General features: G+C 44.4%; 15 protein-coding genes. 3 read left to right on the forward strand and 12 right to left on the reverse strand.

What is annotated here, in order from left to right; all coding sequences use genetic code 11:
• Window positions 1–31: 31 nt before the first annotated feature.
• The 9 genes from KHN78_RS00165 to KHN78_RS00205 form a co-directional block, all read right to left on the reverse strand.
• Window positions 32–448 (reverse strand): hypothetical protein, encoded by a 417-nt coding sequence (locus KHN78_RS00165; protein WP_128810887.1) that lies wholly within the window; start codon window positions 446–448, stop codon window positions 32–34.
• A complete protein-coding gene (locus KHN78_RS00170) occupies window positions 432–1,484 on the reverse strand; it encodes a formate dehydrogenase subunit gamma (protein WP_211919008.1) in 1,053 nt (350 codons plus the stop codon). The genes KHN78_RS00165 and KHN78_RS00170 overlap by 17 nt, the downstream gene beginning before the upstream one ends.
• A 14-nt stretch (window positions 1,485–1,498) precedes the next feature.
• Window positions 1,499–2,107, reverse strand: a complete 609-nt coding sequence (fdh3B, locus tag KHN78_RS00175; protein ID WP_211919011.1) for a formate dehydrogenase FDH3 subunit beta — start codon at window positions 2,105–2,107, stop codon at window positions 1,499–1,501.
• 11 nt (window positions 2,108–2,118) lie between these two features.
• Window positions 2,119–4,974, reverse strand: coding sequence for a formate dehydrogenase subunit alpha (locus tag KHN78_RS00180; protein WP_211919013.1), 2,856 nt, complete (start codon window positions 4,972–4,974; stop codon window positions 2,119–2,121).
• A 10-nt stretch (window positions 4,975–4,984) separates the two neighbouring features.
• Window positions 4,985–5,185, reverse strand: coding sequence for a twin-arginine translocation signal domain-containing protein (locus KHN78_RS00185; protein WP_211919947.1), 201 nt, complete (start codon window positions 5,183–5,185; stop codon window positions 4,985–4,987).
• Window positions 5,186–5,258: 73 nt separating this feature from the next.
• Window positions 5,259–5,891 (reverse strand): molecular chaperone, encoded by a 633-nt coding sequence (locus tag KHN78_RS00190; RefSeq protein ID WP_211919015.1) that lies wholly within the window; start codon window positions 5,889–5,891, stop codon window positions 5,259–5,261.
• Between the two features lie 9 nt (window positions 5,892–5,900).
• Entirely contained in the window at window positions 5,901–7,562 is a 1,662-nt protein-coding gene (locus tag KHN78_RS00195) for a 4Fe-4S dicluster domain-containing protein (RefSeq protein WP_211919017.1), read from the reverse strand.
• A 306-nt stretch (window positions 7,563–7,868) separates the two neighbouring features.
• On the reverse strand, window positions 7,869–8,492 hold the full coding sequence (locus tag KHN78_RS00200; protein WP_211919019.1) for a DUF3306 domain-containing protein: 624 nt from the start codon (window positions 8,490–8,492) through the stop codon (window positions 7,869–7,871).
• A complete protein-coding gene (locus tag KHN78_RS00205; RefSeq protein WP_211919021.1) occupies window positions 8,482–8,946 on the reverse strand; it encodes a DUF3305 domain-containing protein in 465 nt (154 codons plus the stop codon). Before KHN78_RS00205 ends, KHN78_RS00200 begins: the two co-directional genes overlap by 11 nt.
• A 374-nt stretch (window positions 8,947–9,320) precedes the next feature.
• Here KHN78_RS00205 and KHN78_RS00210 point away from each other — a divergent pair, with 374 nt between their 5' ends.
• The gene (locus KHN78_RS00210; RefSeq protein ID WP_128812275.1) at window positions 9,321–10,145 is read left to right on the forward strand and encodes a formate dehydrogenase accessory sulfurtransferase FdhD; all 825 of its coding nucleotides are present in this window, start codon (window positions 9,321–9,323) and stop codon (window positions 10,143–10,145) included.
• 251 nt (window positions 10,146–10,396) lie between these two features.
• On the opposite strand, the gene KHN78_RS00215 is transcribed toward KHN78_RS00210, so the two are convergent.
• Window positions 10,397–11,989, reverse strand: coding sequence for an ABC-F family ATPase (locus tag KHN78_RS00215; protein ID WP_211919030.1), 1,593 nt, complete (start codon window positions 11,987–11,989; stop codon window positions 10,397–10,399).
• A gap of 411 nt (window positions 11,990–12,400) precedes the next feature.
• Here KHN78_RS00215 and KHN78_RS00220 point away from each other — a divergent pair, with 411 nt between their 5' ends.
• Both KHN78_RS00220 and KHN78_RS00225 read left to right on the forward strand, forming a co-directional pair.
• Window positions 12,401–14,746: an ATP-binding protein gene (locus KHN78_RS00220; protein ID WP_211919031.1), complete on the forward strand. Its 2,346-nt coding sequence runs from the start codon at window positions 12,401–12,403 to the stop codon at window positions 14,744–14,746.
• Between the two features lie 2 nt (window positions 14,747–14,748).
• The gene (locus KHN78_RS00225; RefSeq protein ID WP_128810895.1) at window positions 14,749–15,627 is read left to right on the forward strand and encodes a mechanosensitive ion channel family protein; all 879 of its coding nucleotides are present in this window, start codon (window positions 14,749–14,751) and stop codon (window positions 15,625–15,627) included.
• Between the two features lie 155 nt (window positions 15,628–15,782).
• On the opposite strand, the gene KHN78_RS00230 is transcribed toward KHN78_RS00225, so the two are convergent.
• Entirely contained in the window at window positions 15,783–17,819 is a 2,037-nt protein-coding gene (locus KHN78_RS00230) for a HAMP domain-containing sensor histidine kinase (protein ID WP_211919033.1), read from the reverse strand.
• A complete protein-coding gene (locus KHN78_RS00235; protein ID WP_211919035.1) occupies window positions 17,809–19,260 on the reverse strand; it encodes a sigma-54-dependent transcriptional regulator in 1,452 nt (483 codons plus the stop codon). The genes KHN78_RS00230 and KHN78_RS00235 overlap by 11 nt, the downstream gene beginning before the upstream one ends.
• Window positions 19,261–19,354 lie beyond the last annotated feature (94 nt).

Genomic DNA, 19,354 nt, shown 5'->3' on the forward strand with positions numbered 1-19,354 from the left:
GAGGGCTGTTTATCTTACGTTTTTTACACGTTTATAGGTTCGGACCAGTAGATGGTCTATGTGGCATATTGTTGCGCAGTTGATTCATGCCTTGGTACATACGTAGGAACCATACCAAAATCGCCAGTGTCGCGAAAAGCATTCCTACCCAAGGAATAAAGTAAGCAATAGTATCGAGTAAAGTACTGTGTACCCAATAGTCACTTACACCCACCAACACACCATTTGACGTTGCAACCGTTACAATCAGCACCACAAAGAACGTGAAGTACAGAAAGAAAGTACGAATCAAGCCGTAATAATGCGAATTCACCACATCACTATCATCGCCTTTATCCAAACGGTAACCAGCATAAATGATTGCAATAACGCCTGAGATCAAAAACGTAAACGGGGTTAGACAGCTCAGGATGTATGCAACCCAAATCCCGTTATGATGTTTGTTCATTCGTTTTCGCTCCTTTTACATCCGTCTGTGCAGCGCCTGCCTCTCCCATCGCTTCTTTGGACTTAACTTCGTTGTACCAAAGATCATGGTGTTCTTTTGCCCAAGTTTCATCAACTTCGCCTGTCACCATGCCCTCTAGCGCGCCTTCCATACCAAATAGACCAATATAGATGTGGAAGATAAAGCCACAGATTAAGATCAATGCTGAAATTGCGTGAATGAGGTTAGACAACTCCATATCGCGACGAGTTTGGCCAAAAATTGGGAAATCCAGAACTAGGCCACTCACTGCTGCAATAGCACCGAAGAAAATCAACAACCAATAAATGGCTTTCTCACCACCGTTAGAGAAACCTGCCGATGGGTGCGTTCCTTTGTGTTTACCTACCATGCCGCCCATTTTCATGAACCAACGAATGTCAGTCATGTTAGGGATCGATTTGCGCCACCATTTCAGTAGTACAAACATCAGCAAGATAAAGAACAGAGGCCCCATGTAGTTGTGGTATTGCTTCGCGAGCATCACCACAAAACCCCAGAACTCTGTAGGTACGTACGGTTTCAAGAAGTGCTTACCATAAACCAACATTAAACCACTGAATGCCAGCGTTAGGAAAGTAAACGCCATACTCCAGTGAAGTGCTCGGTCTAGGCGAGACCAACGTTTGATCTTCTTGCCTGTACGAGGTTTGCTTAACATCAAAGGACCTACGAATACGTAAGCCATGATAACCATAGCGATACTGCCGAAAATAGCGACAGCACCAGCCGGAGACATCCATTTCTCTTTAAGAATGTACCAAGTCTCACCCGGAGTACTAATAAGTACTCCATGCTCCGCTGATTTTGACGTGGTATAACCCGATTGCCCCTCTTTGACCTGACGCCAGAAATCTGCACCTGCAAGTTGAGTCATCTCCTGTTGTACCACTGGAGACGTGTCTTCTTGCGCAGACGCTGGCATTGCAAAGGTCAATAGCAATGCTGTCATCATAGACAGCATTGCAAGAGACGCACGTTTAAGAGTATTTAACATGAGTCTCTCCTAACTTAGCTTTTGGTTGCGTCGTAAGAAAGATCTTCGCCGTCAGTCCAACCTGCATTTTTCGCACCACGCTCAACCACACGTTGACGGAAGATATCTGAAACTTTCTCAGCATCCCCCGCAAGTAGCGATTTTGTCGAACACATTGATGCACATAGTGGCAACTTGCCTTCTGCGATACGGTTAGAACCATAAAGCATGCGCTCTTTTTCTGAGCCTGGTTCCGTATTTGGACCACCGGCACAGAAAGTGCATTTGTCCATTTTACCGCGCTCACCGAAAGCTTCCTGTTTCGGGAATTGAGGCGCGCCAAAAGGACAAGCGAATAGACAGTAACCACAACCAATACACAAGTCTTTATTGTGTAAAACAATGCCGTCTTCTGTCTGCACGAAACAGTCAGCAGGACAAACCGCCATACACGGCGCATCGCTGCAGTGCATACACGCGACAGAGATTGAGTTTTCACCCGGCTCACCATCGTTTAGGGTAACAACGCGACGACGTTGAATGCCCCATGGCACAGCTTCAGTATTTGCATTCTTACATGCAGTGACACAACCGTTACATTCGATGCAGCGTTTAGTGTCACAAAGGAATTTCATTCTAGCCATTTTGGGAATCCTTACGCTTTGCGAATATTACAGAGAGTCACTTTTGTTTCCTGCATCAAGGTGACAGGGTCGTAACCGTAAGTGGTTGCCGTATTAGCCGCCTCGCCGATAACGTAAGGCGCTGAACCTTCAGGATATTTATCAAGTAGACTCTCACCTTCAAATTTCCCACCAAAATGGAATGGTAAGAATGCAAGACCCGGCATAACGCGAGGGGTTACCATCGCTTTCACTTTAATACGACCTTTTTCTGCACCTTCAACCCAAACGTCATCGCCATCTTTGATGCCAAGATCATTTGCGTCTTTTAGGTTGATCTCAACAAACATCTCTTGTTGGAGCTCTGCAAGCCATGGGTTAGAACGCGTTTCTTCGCCACCACCTTCGTACTCAACCAAACGACCAGAGGTTAGGATAATCGGGTATTCTTTCGCCTTATCTTGCTCCTGGATTGATTTGTACAATGTTGGCAGGCGGAAAATCGATTCTTTATCATTCCACGTTGAATATTCAGCAAGAAGATCGCGACGTGGTGTGTAAAGAGGCTCACGGTGTAAAGGAACACGATCTGGGAACGTCCATACAATCGCACGTGCTTTTGCATTACCAAATGGGATACAACCGTGCTTAATCGCCACACGTTGGATACCACCAGACAGGTCGGTCTTCCAGTTTTTACCTTCTGCCGCAACTTTCTCTTCTGCCGTGAGGTCGTCCCACCAACCAAGCTGTTTAAGTAGCTTGTCAGTAAACTCTGGGTAACCATCTTTAATGTCACTGCCTTTTGAGTAGCTATCTACTGCAAGTAGGCTTTGACCTTCAAATTCAACACCGAAACGTGCACGGAAGTTACCACCACCCTCAGCAACGGTCTTAGACGTGTCATAAAGTATGTGAGTACCTGGATGTTTCATCTCAGGTGTACCCCAACATGGCCAAGGTAGACCGTAAGTCTCACCATTCGCTGGCCCGCCGATCGCTTCAAGTGTATCGAAGTCGAATGTGTGCCAGTTTTGTTGGTGTTCTTTCAAACGCTCCGGACTTTGACCTGTGTAACCGATTGTCCACATACCTTTGTTGAACTCGCGGGTAATATCTTCGATTACAGGCTGGTTATTCTCAACACGAATGTTTTTGAACAACTGATCAGCGATACCAAGTTTGCCCGATAGCAAGTACATGATTTCATGGTCAGGTTTGGAATCAAATAGTGGCTGAATAACCTGATCACGCCATTGGATTGAGCGGTTTGACGCTGTCACACTACCGTGCGTTTCAAACTGAGTCGTAGCGGGAAGTAGGTAAACGCCATCAGTACGATCGTTCATTACCGCAGCAACCGTTGGGTATGGGTCAACAATAACCATCATATCCAGTTTCTGCATTGCTTTTTTCATCTCAGGACCACGAGTCTGAGAGTTCACCGCGTGACCCCAGTAGAACATCGCGCGAATGTTTTCACGTTGGCGAATCTTGTCTTTGTTCTCCAAAACGCCATCAACCCAACGAGAGACAGGAATACCTGCACTGTTCATCGGTTTTTGACCGGCGTATGAATTGTTGTCGAATCGGCCGTGAACCCAATCGTAATCAAGATCCCAGACTTTCGACCAGTGTCGCCATGCGCCTTCAGATAGACCGTAGTAACCTGGCAGCGTGTCAGAAAGTACGCCTAGATCTGTTGCACCCTGTACGTTATCGTGACCACGGAAGATGTTCGCGCCGCCACCTGATTTACCCATGTTGCCGAGTGCAAGTTCAAGCACGCAATAAGCACGTGTATTGTTGTTACCCGTGGTATGTTGAGTCCCCCCCATACACCAAACGACACAACCTGGGCGGTTTTCAGAAAGTAGTTTCGCGGTTGCGTATACGTCAGCTTCCGCTACGCCCGTTACTCGCTCAACTTCCGCTGGGTTCCATTTCGATACTTCAGCCCGGATTTCATCCATACCGAATACACGTTGGTGGATAAATTCTTTATCTTCCCAGTTATTTGCGAATACGTGCCATAGAACGCCCCAAACGAACGCTACGTCTGTACCAGGACGAAGAGAAACATAGTGATCGGATTTCGCAGCAGTGCGTGTACGACGAGGATCCGCAACAACGATCTTACAATTGTTTTTCTCTTTCGCGATTAAGATATGTTGCATCGCAACCGGGTGCGCTTCTGCTGGGTTCGAGCCGATAAACAGCATCGATTTACAGTTGTGCATATCGTTGAAAGAGTTGGTCATCGCACCGTAACCCCAAGTGTTTGCTACACCGGCAACAGTTGTTGAGTGACAAATACGTGCTTGGTGGTCAACGTTATTGGTACCCCAAAGCGATGCCATTTTACGATACAGGTATGCCTGCTCGTTGTTGTGCTTTGCACTACCCAAGAAGTAAACTGAGTCAGGGCCTGATTCTTCACGAATTTTCAGTGCCTGCTGGCTGATTTCTTCTAACGCTTGCTCCCAAGAAAGCTTCTTCCACTTACCGTTTTCAAGTTTCATTGGGTACTTAAGGCGACGTTCGCCATGACCGTGCTCACGCAATGCAGCGCCTTTTGCACAGTGGCCACCAGCGTTAAACGGGTGATCAAATGCTGGCTCTTGATCAGTCCACACACCATTTTGAACTTCAGCGTAAACACCACAACCCACAGAACAGTGTGAACAGATAGTACGTTTCTGCTCAACTTTTGCTTCTGGATCGACACTTTTTGCTTGTGCTTTTTTCATCATGCCTGGTGCAAATAGGCTTGCACCAACGACGGCGCCACCAGCAGCTAGCGAGGTGTTTTTCATAAACGAACGACGAGAAACGCCAAGTTGATTCGTTTGTTTGCTCACACTGTCGGAGCGTTTGACAAGTTTCATCCGTTATCTCCTAAAGTGTGTTGTAGTAATCACGAATGTGTTGCGTTTCGCGATACCCTGTCTTCTTCACGTCTTTATCAGAAGGTTCAACCGTTTCTGAAGCGCTTGCCACTTTTGTTGTTCCAGCGACAACCGCACCAGCAACGGCAGCAGTTGTTAAGCCTTTCAGGAGGTCCCTACGGCTTGTGTTTATTTCTTTATTATCTTTCATCATTGCTTCCTTACCTTACGGTAGAACTGTGGGGGCATACGCCCCGCTATCGATATGACCAAGTACTGCTCGATTACTCGTAATCAGTGACGTTTTTCACATCAATTTTTAATTTGTGCTTACTGCTTTTTGTGTTTGCGCTAAAGCGAACCTGCTCTAGTGTTAAGAATGCTTCACACAATTGAGCGACTGGCTTGTAGAAGTTCACACTCTGTGCAGTTTCAAGTTGGCTTGTAAATAAAGTAAACCAAGGTGCGAGATGTTTATTAAATATCGCTTGTTGAAGCGCTTCCTCTTCACCTGATAACATTGACATTACTTCACAAAGTGCAGCAATGTGATCTTCCGGTTCTTTCACTTGCTCATCGCGCTCGATGCCAATCAATGCTAAATCCTGACGAATTTCTGCTAATGGCTTTTCCATTAACGATCCTGTTAAGTGCCATGAACCAAAAGGCATTACTTCACCACGACCAATACCAATGAAAAGGTCTTGGTATTCATCTTCAAGGGCTTCGCGATTTGACTCTTTCGCTGCTTGTTGCAAGGCGAGCCACGCTTTTTGCATTGCACTTTCTGATGGTTCAATTTCTAATGAGCTCAGAAATTCAATCATTTCAGACGTTGGTGCACCGCGAAAAAGGGCTGACAGAACTAAGTAGATCTCTGTTCTCAGTGTTTGTTCTTGTTCTAGTTGCGTATCCACTGCGAGCTCCTAGTATTTAAGTTGTTTCATTGGATCTGTCGCCATCGATTCAAACATATCGATCACACGACAGTCTTCACACATCGCAATACGGTTAATTGCCGCTTCATCTGAGAAATGAGAGTGACCTCGTAACTTAGTCTGGAGCATGTCAATCATAGATTGCGGTGCGAAAGGTTTGTGACAACGAACACATTCCGCTGCTTTTTCCTCATGAATAACAACCGCTTTCTGACGTTCTTCTTTTACCCAGTTCATGCGAGGTGTTAACGTCAGAACATTTTCAGGACATGCTTTTGCACATAAGCCACATTGAATACAGTCTTGTTCAACGAACTTAAGTGATGGCGAGTCTCCGTCAGTATGCAGAGCGCGTGTTGGACAAACCGCTACACAACTCATGCACAACGTACAATCTTTGCTTTCACAAGAAACATTGCCATAAGGTGCATTCGCTGGCAGCTCAACAATGTTTTCGACTGGAATACGTGAAGATGTCATAGCATCAAGCGCTGAAAATAAACGCTGACGCTTATTACCTTGTAGATCGCCTAACGCAAGATCGAACGGGTCAGTGCAAAGCGTTGGAGGACCTTCGCGTAGTGACTCTAAGTAAAGGATATCAATCGTTTCTTTTGCTATACCTAGTTGATCAAGCAGCTCTTGCGCGATACCTACTTCATTATTAAGTACACGAATGATGGTTTGCGGCATAAAACGAGAAGCCGCAAAAAGAACTTGAGTTGCACCGTTAACCAACGCAGCAAACCAAGTATCGATACCAATAGATGGTAGCTCTTCAACCACAATAGGAATCACGTTATCTGGTAGTGCTTTAAGTGCCATTACGTTATATGTTTCATGGCGAGAACTACAGATAAGAACGATAGGATCAAGTCCCCCAGCAAGCTCGTAATTCGCTAACGTACGCTCAATAAATTTCTGTGTTTCTTCTGGATTTGGTAGAGCGTAATGAATGGCTTCTGTTGGACAAGCCGTTGCACATGTACCGACACCTTGACAAAGGTAAGGGTTGATCTCAATTCGATGACCCGTTTTGTCACTACCCTCGCTTGATAACGCGCCAGCTGGACAAGCATCCACACAACGCTCACAACCTTTTACGCCGCGAGAGCTATGCGCACATAGATCGGTATTTAGACGAAAGAACTTAGGTTTGTCGAATGTACCCATCAACGTTGGGATTTCTTCAAGTGCTTCAGTAAGTTTTGGATAGCCACGGCCAACTGGGTAGTATCCAGGAACCGGAACTTCTTCTGACATACAGCTATTGAGGCAAAGATCCAAAACGATATCGAAACAATCACTATTGATTGCAACTTTCGCTAAGTTATTTGTTAGCCCATTATTTTCAATAAGAACTTCAAATGTACCTAAGAACCCAGATACCTGAACAGAATTTGCATAATACAGACCAGCGTTTTCCCCTTTCTCACCATCCGTAGAAAGTAAAGTCACGCTATTCATTTGAGACAATTGTGCGGCTGCACTCTCAATGATCGCTGTTGGACCAACAATCAGTGTATTACCACCACTTTCGTAGCTCACCGTTGGTGGGATAAGGTTCGTCAACTCTACGGTATTATCAAAAGCATACAGGCGTGCTTTACCGTTATTGGAAGTTGCTTGTTCTAATAATTGTTTCAACATTGCTCGGTTCCATCTATGAACATGGATAGTCTTTTCCATCTTTCATTGTAGTTAGCAGGGACAATTCTGCTGTCCAACTTGTCAGTAACTACCCTTTTGAGTAGTACATCCATGGGTTTATGGATTGCCCCTTTTACTGTTTACTTCAACAAAACTGGTAATGCCCGTTTATAGCAAATGTCGTGCCAATTAGATTATGTCTATTTATCAGCTAATTATCGTCTTTTTGTAAAAAAGTTAAGTGTAAAAAAACCGACCGAGACATTTTGTCCCAGTCGGTTCATTGCGTGTTTAGTCAAAATGTACCTATTCTTTGTGTGGTATATTTTGTCCCATTTCTTCACTGTTAAATTTCGTCTCTGGAATACCATTTTTATCAGATACTGTTTTTATATACAGATCTTTTTCTTCTTCGAGAGTTACCTCACTTTCCGAGAGTTCTGATTCAACCGCTTCAACATCACTTTCTGTATTAGATTCAATAGCTTGAGCATTGTCTTCCACAGGCTCTTCTACTGCTTCATCTTCCGTTTCCTCTTTCACCCAATTACGCAGTGTTTCTGCTACGCCCTCTGATAGTGACTTAAGGTTACTGTAGTCGTCATCATAATCGTCTAAACCATCACGAATATTGAACTCTTCAGATAAAAACATTTTACGCAATGCCGCTTTCTTAACACTTTCTGATGCTTCAGAGACCAATAGCTGTGCAACGGACATTTCTTCTGGCTCTGTTGGCTCAGATGTCGTGCTTTCAGTAGGCGCCACCGTCGTTTCTGCTTGTTGAACGTCGGCCTCATCCGTTGATTGTGCTTGTGCTACTTCTGCTTCGGTAGAATCACTAGCCGTGAATGCCTCTGCTTCTACCTGCTCTGTTGTTGACTCTTCTAACTTACGTTTCGACCAACGGCTAAAAAAACTAGTTGCCATTCGCTCTACCCGCTCCTTTGCGTTTTTTGCGTCTTACTTCAATCAGTTCACCATGACGGCCTATGAATGCTTCCATCCACGCTTGTACCGCCAAAGGCATGTCATTAGACAATACTAAATTGTCACCATCCATATACTGCGCTGCAACTGTTTGTGAGGCTGTCAGCAGTTGAATGGTTGGTTGTACACCGGAGTCCTCGTTATCCATCACTAAAAAGAGTTTTGGCTGCTGTGAACTTAAATTGAAACGATAATCAGAGCGTTCGTCTTTGTGTAACTGAAGTAGACACACATGCTGAGCCTCTTCCGTTGGGGCGATATCAAACGCCATAAGTTGCCATTGAGTCGTTACCCAAATACCAGTCGTAATTTCATGTTCAACTAACTCGATGCCAATTGGCCATGATGCTTCTGTTTTTTCGAATTCTGTTCCAAACTCTTTTGTATCCGACATAACTCACCCAATTTTATACGTTGTTTTCGTTTTAATCCCGCAACTGAAAGCAATAAACAAGCCAAAGTAACAAGTGCCACCAAACAATTCATAATAACCCATTCGCAATAAACCGTTCAAAATAAACAAGCGGCAACAAACAAGCCCGTTTACACTCACAATTACGTGAACCATCAATACAACCCTAGTAAAACTGTCATTTATATCCTGTTTTATTCGTGCGAGAGTCTCGGATTAACCTAAAATTGACAGAAACCGAGCATTTTGTTGCTTAATGGCTATGTTGGAATAAGAATTGCTTTACGAATTTTGAAATAACAAACGACTTATCGATGAGAGTATTACGTGACTCTCTTATTCATCAGGACATGACTGTGGTAAAACCAAACATTATCAAAACCAGTGAGAATCCCCTTCAAACCATCGAAGTAGAAGTATATGACGAGTATGGAGAAAAGCTCACCAAGCAAATTGCCTGTGAACGCCCTCTTACGGTTATGCTCAATTGGAAAGAAATCGTCACACTAATGACGCTTGGTTCCCGTCCAGAAGCACTGGTGTTAGGTTATTTAAAGAATCAGAGCTTTCTTTCAGATCCTGAAGCGATTGAATCGGTGATTATTGATTGGGAAACCCACTCTGCTGCCGTAATCACCAAAGAAAATACAGAACACTTAGAAAGTGCGTTAAAGAAGAAAACCGTAACGTCAGGTTGCGGTCAAGGCACGATGTACGGCAATGTAATGAAGCAACTTGAAGATTATCAAGTTCCTCAAGTACCACTTAAACAATCAGAGATCTACACCGCATTAGAAGCGCTTACACATTATAATGATACCTACAAAAAAGCCGGCGCAGTGCATGGCTGTGCGGTATGTAAAGGTAATGAAGTGCTGTCTTTTGTGGAAGATGTTGGTCGTCACAACGCGGTTGATACGTTAGCTGGTGAAATGTGGCTAAACCAAGAAACAGGTGACGACAAAATTTTCTATACTACCGGCCGCCTGACTTCAGAGATGGTGATTAAGGTTGCTCAAATGGGCATTCCTGTTTTGTTATCTCGCTCAGGCGTAACCCAAATGGGGTTAGATTTGGCGAAAAAATTCGGCATTACCACGATAGCACGTGCTAAAGGGTTACGTTTCCAAGTCTTCACCGGTGCAGAAAAAATTGATTTCGATGTGAAAGGGAATCAATAGCGTCACACCTATTCATCAAGTAAAATGAAAAAGTGTAATAATACAGATTCACAAAGGATGTGAACTATGTACAACGATCAACTGTGGGATTATCTACTCACCCCTAGCGGGCTTATTATTTCAATGTTGATTACTTTCGGCCTAGTTGGAATCGTTGCCTACCTGACGAGGCAGTTTAAGGATTGATACTGACATAAAAAAAGACCTCATATCGAGGTCTTTTTTGTTATCAAGTTTTTACTAGAACATCATTAGCCTACGATACCACGAGACGCAAGGAACTCTGAGTAAGTGCCCTTAAAGTCTGTGATTTTACCATCGCGGATTTCGATGATACGTGTTGCTAGTGAGTCTACGAATACACGGTCGTGCGATACGAAGAACAATGTGCCTTTGTACTGCTCTAGTGCCGTGTTCAATGATTCGATCGATTCCATGTCCATGTGGTTGGTTGGTTCGTCCATTAGCAGCATGTTTGGTTTGTGCATCATTAGCTTACCAAGCAGCATACGACCTTGCTCACCACCAGACAGTACTTTCACAGACTTCTTAATGTCGTCTTGACCAAACAACATACGACCTAGGAAGCTACGAACCACTTGCTCGTCATCGCCCTCTTGACGCCATTGACCCATCCAATCAGTTAGGTTTAGGTCTTCTTCAAACTCATGAGCGTGATCTTGCGCGTAGTAACCGATGTTTGCGTTTTCAGACCATTTGAACTCACCAGTACGTGGCTCTAGTACACCAGCAAGCGTGTTTAGTAGGGTTGTTTTACCCACACCGTTCTCACCGATGATAGCAACACGCTCACCTACTTCGAAAATCGCATTGAAGTTTGCAAACAAGTCGTCTTCAAAACCTTGGCTTAGGTTTTCAACAATCAGAGCGTTACGGAATAGCTCTTTAGACTGTTCAAAACGAATGAATGGGTTTTGACGGCTCGACGCTTTCACTTCATCAAGTTTGATCTTGTCGATTTGCTTAGCACGAGAGGTTGCTTGTTTTGCCTTTGATGCGTTTGCTGAGAAACGCGCAACGAACGTTTGAAGTTCAGCGATTTGTGCTTTCTTCTTCGCGTTGTCGCTTAATAGACGTTCACGAGCTTGAGAAGCCGCCGTCATGTATTCATCATAGTTACCTGGGTAAACACGTAGCTCACCGTAATCTAAGTCAGCCATGTGCGTACATACTGAGTTTAGGAAGTGACGGTCGTGCGAGATGATGATCATGGTGCAGTTACGTGCGTTAAGCGTGTCTTCCAACCAACGGATCGTATCCATATCCAAGTTGTTGGTTGGTTCGTCTAGTAACATTACGTCTGGATCAGCAAACAGAACCTGAGCTAGAAGCACACGAAGTTTCCAACCTGGAGCGACTTCACTCATTAGGCCGAAGTGTTGCTCCATTGGAATACCCACAGCAAGAAGAAGCTCACCTGCTTTCGCTTCTGCCATGTAACCGTCCATTTCAGCAAACTCTACTTCTAGGTCCGCAACTTTCATGCCGTCTTCTTCGCTCATTTCTGGCAAAGAGTAGATACGGTCACGCTCTTGCTTCACTTCCCATAGTTCTTTATGACCCATGATTACCGTATCGATAACCGTGAACTCTTCATAAGCGAACTGGTCTTGGTTCAGTTTTGCAACGCGCTCGTTTGGATCGTAGCTTACGTTACCGCTAGTTTGCTCTAGCTCACCGCTCAAGATCTTCATAAAGGTTGATTTACCACAACCGTTAGCCCCGATTAAGCCGTAGCGGTTACCTTCGCCAAACTTAACTGAGATGTTTTCAAATAGCGGCTTAGCGCCAAATTGTTGAGTAATATTCGCTGTGGAAATCAAAACCTTTACCTTAGCAATTCAAGTTTATTGGGAAAAACCGCGCAACGTTACTGCTTAAGGCTACTTACTGCAAGTTTTGTTTTTATTAATTAGTGAGAAAAACCATCTTCCCGACCGTATTTTTGAGAATTCGCTAACAAAAAGTGCGTACTTTTGTATAAAAACCAACCTCTCATCTCAAGTTTGATACAGGCACTTACCTATGACACAGGCCTGACATAATTGTTCGCTTGATTCTTATAGTGCGACCTTTCCATTCATTCTGTATGCAATCTTATTACTGCCCACCTTATTGCTTTAATGCGCTCATTAAGCGGATCGCAATATTCTCCTGCAGTAACTTACGAAAACTCGCATATGGCAATAAAACAACTACACTAACTCTAACCTTATAAGTTTTAAGAGAATTTTATGCATTCTATGGTGCGCTTTTTAATGTTAATTGGCCTCGTACTTTCTTTGCCGGCTCATGCAAAGTGGGAGTATGAATTTCAGCCAGAGCCTCAAGTACAACCCGTAGCACAAGAAATTGCTCAGGAAATAAATCAATTACCTGAGCAATTATTCATGTCTGACCGTGATAAACGTAAAGTCAATCAACTGCTAAACGCTGTTATTCACGAACAGCGTAAACAAACTCTGATTTTCGATGAGCGCTTAAATACCTTTCGTGAATCAGGTGGTGATAAGGAGTGGTTCGATACTCAATCTGCGCATTTAACCCTTAACAGTCTTGGGCAAAGTAAAGAGCACCTATTAGAGTTAGCGGACCCTATAACGCATGACAAACTCACCGGATTCGGCCCTTATGGTGTGACTCAATTTAAACAGGAGTGGCATCAAACCAAACTTAACGCCGAGTACCTACTGTACTTCCAAGTTCGTTCGTTCCAATCTCTGGTTCAAGAGATCCTTATTTCACCGATCCCTGTGGTGTGGGCAGGAATTAAAGTACTGTTCATCTATTTTGGTTTGGTGTGGTGGTTAACCAATAGTAAACGCATCATTACCCTGTTTCGAGAAACCCAACTCGATAATGTCGCCAAGCCCCCAATTTGGGTTCGCATGATTTGGTACATCAGCCGAGCGCATCGCGCAATTGCTTGGCTGATTGCGATTACACTCTCGCTTCGCGTACTTTCACAGATCCCAAGTTTGCAGCACCTAATTATTCTAGAAATTTTTACTTGGTGGGTATTAGGCGGATCTATTGCGATCAGCTTTATTCTGGAGTTTGCTTATCGTAACAGTCGCAGTACGAGCCAAGAAGTCATTGCCCTGCGCCTTTCAACCATTCGTCGCTATGTATGGAGCGCTATCGTGGCGGGTGTCATTCTTCAAATATCCGTTCGCACACTTGGCAAAGGCACCATTTACTCTTGGATTTACAGCGCACTGTTTTTCTGGTTTGTGTTGGTGACGCTATCAGTGTTGCGTCTATGGCGGAAGAAAGTCTTCGAAGTCGCAGAGAAGCTCTCTGAACGTCCAGTTTGGGTGAACTGGTCTATTCGCCGCAAAGACACCTTGTTCTTAAGCATCATCGGTACAGCAATTTGTGCGGTGTGGATTACGCTGCATAGCTTTAAACATCGTATCGTGGCAATGCTTTCTAATTACACCATGTTTAGCCAAGCATTGGCGTACTTATTCCGTATCGAAGTCGCCAAACAAACCGGCAATAACGGTACTGACACCAATCTAGTGCGCATTAAAGGTGATCAAGCGTTCGAATATGTTCTACCAGGTAGCGAAAACAGTGAATTGGTCGAGTACGCCTCCGATGAAATCAAACAGCTTTCGAAGTATCTACTGACAGACAGCCCCGCAGTGTGTGTTATTTCAGGTGAGCGAGGCATTGGCACAACCACATTCTTGCGTACGATCTTGAGTAAAGTTAAAAATGCCGAGCCACTTTATTTAAACTGCCCCTATGCCGGTTACAACGAGTTACTGAAAGAGCTAGCAACCTCCCTAGGCCTAGAAGCAGAAGCCACAGAGATACAAGTTCTTGCTCACCTACGCAAAAGTGACACGCCGTATCTCATTGCAGTTGATAATGCGCAGCGTTTAGTAAAACCCATGGTCGGAGGGCTAAGCGGTTTAATCAAGCTGACTAACTTACTTCGTCGATCTAAAAAGAATCATCGCGTGGTTATCGCGATTGAAAAAGCGAGTTGGCGCTTTGTCGATCGTGCTCGCGGAGAGCGTCTTCTATTTGATTGGGTTGAGTTTATGCCTCGTTGGAGTGAAAAACAGCTTTGTGCGCTCTTTGATAGCCGAATTAACCAAGAAGTAGAAAATCCAGTGACGTTTGATGGTTTGGTGGTTCCAAAGCAATGGGACCAAGAGGAGATCACCGAAGAAGAGCGTGCAAAACAAGGTTTCTATCGCATTCTTTGGCATTACGCTGATGGTAACCCTACGGTTGCTTTGCGTTTCTTCCGACTCTCTCTTCGTCAAAATAAAGAGACACAACACGTGGTGGTGCGTTTATTCCATGCACCAGAGTCACAAGAACTAGAAAAAATGCCGAAACCCATGTTAGCTGTACTTCGCTCCATTGTTCAGCTCGAAGTCGCGTCGCCAGAGGAACTGTCGGACTGTACTCAGCTTAGTATTGCAGAAGTCATTGGCACTCTTCGCTACTTTCAAAGCCGTGGTTTTATTGAGTGGGGAGAGGACAAAGCTCGTGTTTCTGACCATTGGTTCCGCCACATTACCAACGTTCTTGACCGTCAACATTTATTGGTGAAATAACGATGAAAAAACTACTCACCGTATTCGCTCTATCAGTATTGAGCACTTCCACTTTCGCCTCGGAAGAAATCGCGAGTGTGGACAATATCTCGCAAATCGCAAGCTTGATCCGTTGGAGTGGCGTGTTCTTTTCTATTATCGTCATTGCATGTACTTGGCTGTTACTTAAATTCATGAGTTCGATGGTAGAGAGCATCGGTAGCCAGTTTGTGCAATATCGAATGGTGCTGCAAAAACTGCAATCGTTCTTGCAATTCTTTATCTATTTAACCGCAGGCTCTGTCGTATTTATGATGAGCTTTCGCATCAATGACCAAATCCTCGCATTGATTGGCGGTACGCTGGCCGTTTCCGTTGGTTTTGCGATGAAAGACCTCGCAGCATCATTCATCGCGGGGATGACCGTGATGGTTGACCGTCCGTTTCAAGTTGGTGACCGCGTCACGTTTGAGGGGAACTACGGCGATGTGATTGCAATTGGTTTGCGTTCGGTCCGTATGCGTACGTTAACCGATGACATCATTACTATTCCGAACAACAAATTCTTAAGCGAAGTGGTTGTCAGTGGTAACTACGGTGCTTTGGATATGCAGGTTGTGATTCCGTTTTATGTCGGGATGAATGAAGACATAACCCTCGCCCGTGATCTCATTCAGGAAGCCGCCTCTTCAAGTCGCTATATCCACCTACCAAAGCCAGTAACGGTATTAGTGAAACAGACGATAACCGATAACTACCTTGCGATTCAACTAACCTGTAAAGCATACGTAGTCGATACCGCATACGAGAAGCTGTTTGAAACTGACATTACCTTACGTGTAATGAAAGAGTTTAAGAAGCACGGTATCAACCCACCGAAAATTGCTGTGCATACGGGATAAATGGGCACTACTGCTTATTAACCTCATTAACCTCATTAACCTCATTAACCTCAGCAACCGATTAGCCGATACTAAAAGGGTCAGTGATAACACTGACCCTTTTTCTTATCATTTTTCTGTGTGGCGATGTCAAAATATCTGGTGCTAACAACAAGTTAAGCGATATTGGTCACTTCAAGTAGCAGCTCGGCTTTCTTCGGCAGGTAGATACTGAACGTACTTCCCTTGCCCCATTCCGACACCGCTTTTAACTCACCGCCAGTTTGGCTCAAAATACTTTGTGAAACGGATAACCCAAGGCCTGTACCATCTCGTTTGGTGGTATAAAACGGCGAGAAAATACGGCTTAAGTTTTCTGGTTTGATACCACAACCCTCATCGGTAACATGAATCACCGTGCCTTTGATGTCGCCGTCTTCAACCCAATCTTCGCTGATAACAGTCAACTTACCTTGACCATCCATAGCATGAATCGCATTCATTTGCAGGTTCACCAGTATTTGCAATAAATGATGGCGATTTACCTCTACTGGTGTATGGGCCTGCAAGAGCGTGACAAACTCTATGTGTCGCTTCTTGGTACCCGTTTTCACCAAGGTGATACTCTCGTCGACAATTGGGTTGACGTGTTGCCATGTTATTTCATCCTGTACACCACCTTGACGACTGTACTGCAACAAACTTCGCGTGATATTACGAATACGGTCAATCTGGGTATGAATAGCATCCAGCTCTTCTTGAACACGTTGGGCATCTTCTCCTAACTCAAACTGGATCAACTCTACATTGCCCAGTATCACTGCACTCGGATTGTTGATCTCATGTGCAATACCAGCCGTTAGTTCGCCTAATGCAGCCAGCTTCTCATGTACAACCAACTTGTTCCGAGTCTGGTTGAGCAATTGGATATGTAACTCTAGCTCTGCGGTTTTTTCTTCAAGACTCGCCGTACGTTTCTGAACTTTTCTCTCTAGCTCGTTTGCCGCAAATTGAAGTTCATTTTTACGCTGCCTTAGTAGGTCCAGCATGTTGTCAAACTGCTTCGCTAGTTGTGCTAACTCATGCTCATCGTCAAGATCCAGTGGTCCAATGCGTGTTTCTTTCCCCAATTGAATCATCTTAACAACGCGATGAATGTGTTCGATCGGATTAAATAACTCTCTAGAGCCACGATAAACCATGACTCCAGAAATAAAGAGCAACAGGACAGTAATGACACTAATTTCAACAATGTTGGTCATGTACGCTTTCACAAATGGCCACATCAAGTAACCGGTATAAAGCATGCCAATAACATTGTCGTATTGGTCTTTGATTGGCTGATACGCGGTGATATACCAAGCGTCATACACATAAGCACGATCGACCCATTGCTTACCCTCTGCCAGTACCTGGTCGTACACCTCACTACTCACTCGCGTGCCAACCGCACGCCCCACACGTTGGTCACTGTCCAGTGGTACGTTGGTGCTCACACGTAAATCATCCAAAAATACGGTAATTGTGCCTACAGGACGGAGTAAATCTTGATCGCCCAGATAGATAAGGTCGCGAATTTGGTCTACCAACATCGTGCTGTTGTTTAGCAATATCCCCCCATCCAAGAAGCCGATCAAATCATTCGCTTGATTGTATACCGGAATCACTGTGCGACTCACAAGACCGCGCACTTCTACGCTTCCATCTTTAAGAATCGGCACTTCTGCACGTTTCGCCAGATCTGGGTCTAACCGCTCTAACTCCGCTTTATCTAGCACATCGAAGAATGATTCCCGCTTAGTGAGATCCATAAAACGAAATTTGTTTTCTATTGAATCAACACGTTGGAAAGACAGGAAATCCAAATCGTAACGTTTCTTTTGCTCTGTCACCCACGGCTGAAGCTTCGTCTGAGGGAGATTTTGGTTAATGCGCGTCCTAAAATCATAAGACTCAGCAAATGACTTAACGTAATTCGCCTGCTTTTGCTGTAGTAAGGTAATACTATTGTTGGCCACGCCTAGACGTTCAGACACATCGAGCAATGCGTTTTGCCATGTATAGTGGATAGACCAATAAATCGTAATTCCAATCAGTGCAATAAGCGTCAAAAATATAGGCGCAGAGGTAAGAATCAATAAGCGATATCGCACCATGGTTCTAAAACGGTGTGTCCACTTAGTCACGCTTTTACTCTGCCAACTATTCGGCATATCCCTCACCCTCAGAATCCCATTCTTTGTACTTGCGTTCTAACGTCTTACGCGCGACACCCAAATCGCGTGCAGCTGCCGATTTATTACCATCATGGAGATTTACAATCTGTTGAATGTGCGCCTTTTCTACGTCTTTTAAAGTCCATGTGTTAGGATAGCCCTCGCCTGAATGTTCTGAGAGTTCGATACTCTTCGGTTGAACATTGTTCTGTTCTGTTTGGTTAGGCGCATTTGTGATTACTGGTTTACCACCGAGTTCACGCCAATGGTGTGCAGGCGGTTTGCCTAATAAGATACAGCGCTCTATTAGGTTTTTAAGCTCACGTATGTTGCCCGGCCATTCATATTCACTCATGGCTTCCATATCTTCGTGTGCCCACTTTGGTGCTTGCATACCCAATTCACGGGTCAGCATATTGCTAAAGTAAGGAACCAGATCGAAAAGATCGGCTTTTCGTTCACGTAATGGCGTGACTTCAATTTTAAGCACGTTCAAACGGTAGTAAAGATCGCTACGAAAATGCCCTTTATTGACTTCTTCTTGCAGATTTCGGTTAGTTGCGGCGACGATTCGGACATCAATACTGATCTCTTTTTCAGAACCAACCGGACGAATGGTACGTTGCTCTAACACTCTCAATAGTGAAGCTTGCATGGACAATGGCATTTCACCAATTTCATCCAAAAACAAAGTACCGCCGTTCGCTACGCGAAACAGACCTTCACGTGATTTCTTCGCACCTGTAAATGCACCTGAAGTATGACCAAACAACTCACTCTCAAGAAGCTCAGGGGCAATTGCGCCACAGTTCAACGGAACAAAAGGGCCAGAACGTCCGCTCGCTTGGTGGATGCCTCGAGCGACTAACTCTTTACCTGTTCCCGACTCACCCTCAACCAAAACGGAAGCACGCGATGGTGCAAATTGAGTAATAAGCTGCTTTAGTTCATGGGTTTTATCGGAGCTGCCAATGATTTCTGAATTGTTGTAGCGCTGATAATCACGCTTCATGACATATTGCATGCGTTCATTCAAGCGACGATCCATGCATCGACTAACGGCTTTAAGCATTTGCTCTAAGTTAAATGGTTTAAGAATAAAGTCTGATGCCCCTAGCTGAAGTGCTCGGATAGCGATTTCTAGATCCGCATAACCGGTCATAAAAATAACATCGGCGCGTTTGTCGTCATCTTCAAACGCTTCTTCCCATTCAATCCCTGAACGACCTGGTAAATTGATATCTAACAGGATCAAATCGTAATGGCCTGCACAACGTAATACTTCTGCGTCTTCGATGCTTCCTGCGGTATCAACTTGCGAAAATAATTTACCCAAAGCTTTTTTCAGGATTGCTTGCATGCCGAGTTCATCATCAACGACGAGTACTGAAAATGCGTTATATTGTTGATGTGTACTAATATGGGATTGAGTAGACATATTTACCCCAGTTGGATTCAGATGGGACAGAGTGTACCAAGTTTGAGTCGAGATACCCTACAAAAAGTGCGACATTTTGTACCAATTCTAATTT

It is taken from the genome of Vibrio sp. B1REV9, from assembly GCF_905175395.2.
In the GTDB taxonomy this organism is placed as follows: Bacteria; Pseudomonadota; Gammaproteobacteria; order Enterobacterales; family Vibrionaceae; genus Vibrio; species Vibrio alfacsensis.